Consider the following 5,544-nt stretch of genomic DNA (forward strand, 5'->3'; position numbering starts at 1 on the left):
CCATGACCTCGCCCAGGCCGAGGTAGCCGTAGGGCCGGTCTCCGCCGGTGTAGAACCACGCCGCCAGGACGCACACCGCGCCGACCGCGACCAGCCACCAGGCGGTGGTGGCGGCCAGCAACAGGCCCGCGACCCCGGCGACCCCGAAGGCCGCGAACGCCGCCAGCCGGACCGAGCCGGGTGAGGCCAGCCCGGACCCGACCAGCCGCAGCGGACCCACCCGGTCGTCGTCGGTGCCGCGGATGCCGTCGGAGTAGTCGTTGGCGTAGTTGACCGCGACCTGGAGCGCCAGGCTCACGATCAGGGCCAGTGCCGCCTTCCACCACACCGGTTCGTCGACGTATGCCGCGACGCCGGTGCCCGCCAGGACGGGCGCGACGGCTGCGGGCAGGGTGCGGGGGCGGGCTCCGGCGAGCCAGTCAGTCGGGGTTGCCACTGAGGGATTGTGTCAGGGGGCTGACACCTCCCGGCTCGGCGGGCTGCTCGACCGTGGGCGGCCCCACCGGCGCGACGACCCGGTCGTGCGACTCATCGGACGCGGCAGCGTCGGCCAGCACGTCGGCAGGCACATGGCGCTCCAGGAAGCGGCGAGCCATCGCCGTCGACGGGTGCAGTGCGGCCGCAGCCACCACGATGCTTCCCCCGATGATCAGCCAGCCGGTGGCGCCCCAGTTCATCGCAAGGAACGTGAATGCCGCCGGTGCCCAGACTCGCCCGAGGGTGCCGCTGAGCTCGGCGGCCCCCTGGTACTCCCCGCGACGACGGGGGTCCATCAGCTCGGCCTCGAAGGTCCAGCTGGCGGCCGAGAGGAAGAGCTCGGCGCCGGTCAGGGTCACGTGGCCGGCGAAGAACAAGGCGATGGTCACCCAGCCGATCGAGTCGTGCGTGGACAGCGTGATCACGCAGGAGATGACGAAGAACACCGTCGAGACCCGGATCGCCCGCAGTGCGGTCCTGACATCCTTGACGCCCCTCGCAGCGGCGAGCGGCAAGAAGATGCACATCACCGTGTTGGTCCCGAAGAGCAGGGACAGCACCACCCACGGGGCGTCGGTCTTCTCGACCAGCCACAGCGGGATCACGATGTTGAGGACCACCTGGTTGGTCCACAGCATGCCCGTGAAGAAGGAGACCGCGAGCCATCCGAGGTTCTGCATCGGCCCGGCGCCGGGGATCTTGACCTTGCGCTCCTCGGTGCTCTTGAGGTCGTGTGGCGCCTCGGGCAGCCGGGTGATGTTGAACGCGTTGACCATGAAGACCAGGGCGGTGAAGAGGGGCACCACCATCAGCAGGGTCAGCGACTCGGGGCCGAGCGCGATGATGCCGAGAAGTGAGCCGAGCGTGAAGCCGACGTTGAGGGCGGAATACATGTAGGCGCGCGACTTGACCCGCTCACCGGGCGGCAGCACGTCGATCGTGTAGGCGCCGTGGGCGACACCACCGAGTGCGCCGATCACCTCCATCACCACCGCCATCGCGATGTAGCCCTGGAAGCTGTCGATGAACGGCCAGACCGCGAACATCGCCGCCTGCCCGGCGCTGCTGATCGACCAGCAGCGCCTGGCGCCGATCCGGTCCACGAGGAGCCCCATCGGGTAGGCCGCGATGAACGACGCGATGCCCGCGATGGTCAGGCCGAGCCCCACCTGGGCGGGGGTGAGGCCGACGACCTGGGTGAAGAACACCGCGGAGCCCGCCATGAAGGTGCCCTCGCCGAGCGCGAACAGCAGCGACTGGGTCGCCAGCCGACCCGCGAGGTGCGAGGGAGGCTTGGCCTTGTCGATCCATCGTGAGCGCTGCGCCGAGTCAGTGGTGGTCATCGCCGGCCATTGTTCCCTGCCGCACCGACATTCGTCGCGGGAGTTTCGGAGTTGGTCAGGACTTCAGCCGAATATCTTGTGACTCGCGACCCCCACGTATCGTCGAGGCATGCTGGTGCGCGAGCTCGTCGGGGTGTACGACGCCCGCGGTGGCCTGCTCGGCGAGGCGGCCTACGTGTGGGGTCGGCTGCACGGCACCCGGCACTGCGCCCTGTGCGACATCACGCATTCCTCCGTGCGCCGCAAGCCGGCCTGGGACGGCCTGGTGGAGCGGCTCGGGCTGAGGTTCGTGCTGCTGCACCTGAACGAGCTGCCCGGCGACGTCGGCGCGGTGGTCCGGGAGACCGGCGCCCCGGTGGTGCTGGCCCGCACCGACCACGAGGTCTTTGCGTTGCTGAGCGCCCACCAGCTCGATCAGGCCTCCGGCAGCATCGACCTCTTCGAGCGGGCGCTGCGCGATCGCCTGTCCCGGCTGTGACTCCGGCTACCCACGCACAAGGAGCCCCGGCCGCGTGTGCGGTCGGGGCTCCTCATGATGAAGTCAGGAGACGCGGACGTTCTCGGCCTGCGGACCCTTGGGGCCGGCGGCGAGGTCGAACTCGACCTTCTGGTTCTCGTCGAGCGACTTGTAGCCCGCGGTCTGAATGGCGGAGTAGTGGACGAACACGTCCTCGCCGCCACCATCCTGAGCGATGAAGCCGAAGCCCTTTTCAGCGTTGAACCACTTGACGGTGCCCTGAGCCATGATCATTTCCTTTGTTTACGTGCTGGGGCACTGTGCCCCAAGCCGCTGAAGACATCCACCTTTGCTGATGTCCAGCGAACCGAAAACCAGGAGTACGAGATACAAGCCGCGACATGGTGTGCGGCCAGGACGGCGTGCGGAGCCATCCCTTCAACAGGACCCACGATAGGCCATCGGCTGCGTGCTCGGCACTTCGGCGCGACACAAGAGCCGGTCGCATCGCAACGGGGCCCTGCGCGCGCCGGCCTTGGGGACCTCGCTCACAGCCAGTCCTTGCGTTTGAAGGCGAGGTACAGAGCAGCAGAGAGGGCCACGATCAGGATCGATGACGTGACGAATCCCGACTGCTGAGCGAATCCCGGGTATGGCAGGTTCTGGCCGTAGAAGCCGGTGATCGCAGTGGGGACCGCGATGATCGCAGCCCAGCTGGTGACCTTCTTGGTGATGATGTTGAGACGGTTGCCCTGGATCGTCAGGTTCGTCTCGAGGATCGTGTTCACGAGGTCGCGCAGGCTCTCGGTCCACTCCGTCACGCGCAGCACGTGGTCGTAGACGTCCTGGTAGTAGGGCATGAGCTCCTCGGAGACCAGCCCGATGTCGCGTCGCATCAGGGTGTTGACGACTTCGCGCATGGGAAGGACCACGCGACGCAGTTGCACCAGGCTCTTGCGCAGCTCGAAGCTGCGACGCTGGACGCTGTGGCCCTGCTGGTGATCATCGAACAAGAGGTCTTCCAACTGTTCGATCTGGTCGTCAAGCGACTCCACTGCCTCGAAGTGCTCGTCGACCAAGAAGTCCAGCAGGCCGTGCAGCAGGGCGCCGACGCCGAACTTGGTGAGGTCGACCTCGTCATCCCACCGGGTCAGCAACGCGTCGATGGAGAAGGTCTCGTCGCGCCTCACGGTGACGAGGGCCGTCGGCGTGATGAACGCGTGGATCTCACCAGTGACGAGCTGGCCACTGTCCACGTCGAGCTTGACCGAGTAGGCACTGAGGAAGTCATGTCCCGAGTAGCGGTCGAGCTTGGGTCGCTGACGCCCCTGCGCCGCGTCCTCGACCGCCAGCCTGTGCAGCCCCAGCTCGTCGGCCACGACTTGCAGGTCCTCGAGACCCGGCGCACACAGATCCACCCACACGACGGCCGATGCGTCCGTCAGGTGTTCGGACACCTGGTCGATGGCGAAGTCCTCATCGATGAGGACTCCATCGCGGTAGCAGCGAGTTCGTGGCATCCGGCAAGTATCCGCCACGAGCAGACACCCGCGGCAGCGTTGCCGTTGCCAGCGGTTGTGGCGTCGGGTCGTGACATCCGGTTCTGTCGTAGCGACATCGCCTCCGGTCGCGCGGATCATCGAGCGGATCGCGATGGTCCCGTCCACGCCGCGCAGGTCGGGCGTTCATCGCGCTGATCACCGGCGTCCTCGAGTTCGGCGCCACGATCCTGACCTGGCAGTCGCTGCACGGCACCCCTGCTCTGGCTGCTGGGGATGACCTTCGAGTTCGAGCCGCCAGTGATGACGTGATGACCGCCGAGGCAGACACGGCGTAGGCGTCAGGACGCGCCGGGATCCGCCACGGCGTCGCGCCAGGTGTGCTGCGGCGCGTAGCCGAGGAGGTCGCGGGCCTTGTCGATGGCGAAGAACGTCTCGTCGCGACCCATCTCCCGACGCACCTCCACCCCGTCGTAGAAGCGGTCGCGGACCTGTCGGGTCGTCGCAGCGACGGACATGTCGGCGTTGGCGACGTTGAAGACCTCGTAACCCAGCCCGTCGACCTCGAGGCAGCGCTGCACGACCTGGCCGAGGTCGCGCGCGTCGATGTAGGCGAAGAGGTTGCGGCGCCGCAGCGACGGGTCGGCGAGGAAGGCGGGGAACATCTCGGCGTACTCGTGCGGCTCGATGACGTTGTTGATGCGCAGGCCGTAGATGTCGGCGCCGGTGCGGGCCTGGAACGAACGCGCCGTGACCTCCCCGGCGACCTTGGACATCGCATAGGAGTCCTCCGGGACCGTCGGGTGGTCCTCGTCGACCGGCACGTACAGCGGCCGCCGCTCGCCCTGGGCGAAGCAGACGCCATAGGTCGTCTCCGAGGACGCGAACACGACCTTGCGGATGCCGAGCCGCGTCGCGGCCTCGAGCACGTTGTAGGTGCTGAGCACGTTGGTGGCGTAGGTCTTCGCGTCGGAGGTGAGCAGGATGCGGGGGACGGCGGCGAAGTGCACGATGGCGTCGTAGGCCGGCTTCTCGGGCAGGTCCAGCTCGGCGAAGGTCGCCAGCCCGGCCAGGGCCGAGTAGGTCTCCCCGGCGTCGGTGAGGTCCACCTGCAGGTCGGCCACCCCCGGATGGTCCAGCGGTACGAGGTCGGCGTTGGTGACCTGGTGGCCCTGCCCGGCGAGGAACGGCGCGACGTGCCTGCCGGCCTTGCCGCTGCCCCCGGTGAAGAAGATGCGCATGAAGTCGCCAACCATGCGGGCCGTCCTTTGCTTCCCGCAGCCGAGGTCGACTGCACGGCCATGCTCGAACGGGTCGCGCCTGCACGCCCGTCTGCGAGAGGATCTCCACGTGAACCGTCGCGCCCTCGTCCGCCGTCCCAGCCCACGACTGGCCGAAGGTCTGCTCACCCACATCGCGCGCGTCCCGGTCGACGTCGAGCTGGCGCTTCGGCAGTGGGACGGCTACGTGGCCGCGCTGCACGCCGAGGGCTGGGAGACGATCGAGGTCCCGCCCTCCCCGGACTGCCCGGACTCGGTCTTCGTCGAGGACACGGTCGTCATGTACGCCGACCTTGCCGTGATCACGCGCCCGGGCGCCGACGAGCGGAAGCCCGAGACGGCCGGGACCGAGCAGACGGTGCGCGACCTGGGCTACCGGATCGCCCACATCGAGGCGCCCGGGACGCTTGAGGGCGGTGACGTGCTCAAGCACGACGGCACGGTGTGGGTGGGGCTGGGCGGGCGCACCAACCGGGCCGGGGTCGATC

6 protein-coding genes and 1 pseudogene are annotated in these 5,544 nt (G+C 68.3%); 2 read left to right on the forward strand and 5 right to left on the reverse strand.

What is annotated here, in order from left to right:
- On the reverse strand, positions 1 to 436 hold a 436-nt coding region (gene menA, locus RMO85_RS02640; RefSeq protein ID WP_310526308.1), incomplete at its 3' end, for a 1,4-dihydroxy-2-naphthoate octaprenyltransferase.
- The gene (locus RMO85_RS02645) at positions 420 to 1,820 is read right to left on the reverse strand and encodes an MFS transporter (RefSeq protein ID WP_310526309.1); all 1,401 of its coding nucleotides are present in this window, start codon (positions 1,818 to 1,820) and stop codon (positions 420 to 422) included. The genes menA and RMO85_RS02645, both read right to left, overlap by 17 nt.
- Before the next feature lie 109 nt (positions 1,821 to 1,929).
- On the opposite strand from RMO85_RS02645, the gene RMO85_RS02650 reads away from it, so the two are divergent.
- Entirely contained in the window at positions 1,930 to 2,298 is a 369-nt protein-coding gene (locus tag RMO85_RS02650; RefSeq protein WP_310526310.1) for a hypothetical protein, read from the forward strand.
- Between the two features lie 63 nt (positions 2,299 to 2,361).
- Here the strand turns inward: RMO85_RS02650 and RMO85_RS02655 are convergent, their stop codons facing one another.
- From RMO85_RS02655 to RMO85_RS02665, 3 genes are all read right to left on the reverse strand, one after another.
- Positions 2,362 to 2,565 (reverse strand): cold-shock protein, encoded by a 204-nt coding sequence (locus RMO85_RS02655; protein ID WP_310526311.1) that lies wholly within the window; start codon positions 2,563 to 2,565, stop codon positions 2,362 to 2,364.
- 260 nt (positions 2,566 to 2,825) lie between these two features.
- Entirely contained in the window at positions 2,826 to 3,797 is a 972-nt protein-coding gene (locus RMO85_RS02660; RefSeq protein WP_310526313.1) for a magnesium transporter CorA family protein, read from the reverse strand.
- 320 nt (positions 3,798 to 4,117) lie between these two features.
- Positions 4,118 to 5,032: an NAD(P)-dependent oxidoreductase gene (locus RMO85_RS02665; protein WP_310526314.1), complete on the reverse strand. Its 915-nt coding sequence runs from the start codon at positions 5,030 to 5,032 to the stop codon at positions 4,118 to 4,120.
- A gap of 94 nt (positions 5,033 to 5,126) precedes the next feature.
- Here RMO85_RS02665 and RMO85_RS02670 point away from each other — a divergent pair.
- A pseudogene (locus tag RMO85_RS02670) lies at positions 5,127 to 5,544 on the forward strand (N(G),N(G)-dimethylarginine dimethylaminohydrolase); the annotation flags it as partial.

The sequence above is a fragment of the Nocardioides sp. genome, assembly GCF_031422975.1.
Taxonomy (GTDB): domain Bacteria; phylum Actinomycetota; class Actinomycetes; order Propionibacteriales; family Nocardioidaceae; genus Nocardioides.

Coding starts and splice junctions, on each gene's coding strand:
- RMO85_RS02645 (WP_310526309.1), bottom strand. CDS start 1,820: ATGACCACCACTGACTCGGCGCAGCGCTCACGATGGATCGACAAGGCC.
- RMO85_RS02650 (WP_310526310.1), top strand. CDS start 1,930: ATGCTGGTGCGCGAGCTCGTCGGGGTGTACGACGCCCGCGGTGGCCTG.
- RMO85_RS02655 (WP_310526311.1), bottom strand. CDS start 2,565: ATGGCTCAGGGCACCGTCAAGTGGTTCAACGCTGAAAAGGGCTTCGGC.
- RMO85_RS02660 (WP_310526313.1), bottom strand. CDS start 3,797: ATGCCACGAACTCGCTGCTACCGCGATGGAGTCCTCATCGATGAGGAC.
- RMO85_RS02665 (WP_310526314.1), bottom strand. CDS start 5,032: ATGGTTGGCGACTTCATGCGCATCTTCTTCACCGGGGGCAGCGGCAAG.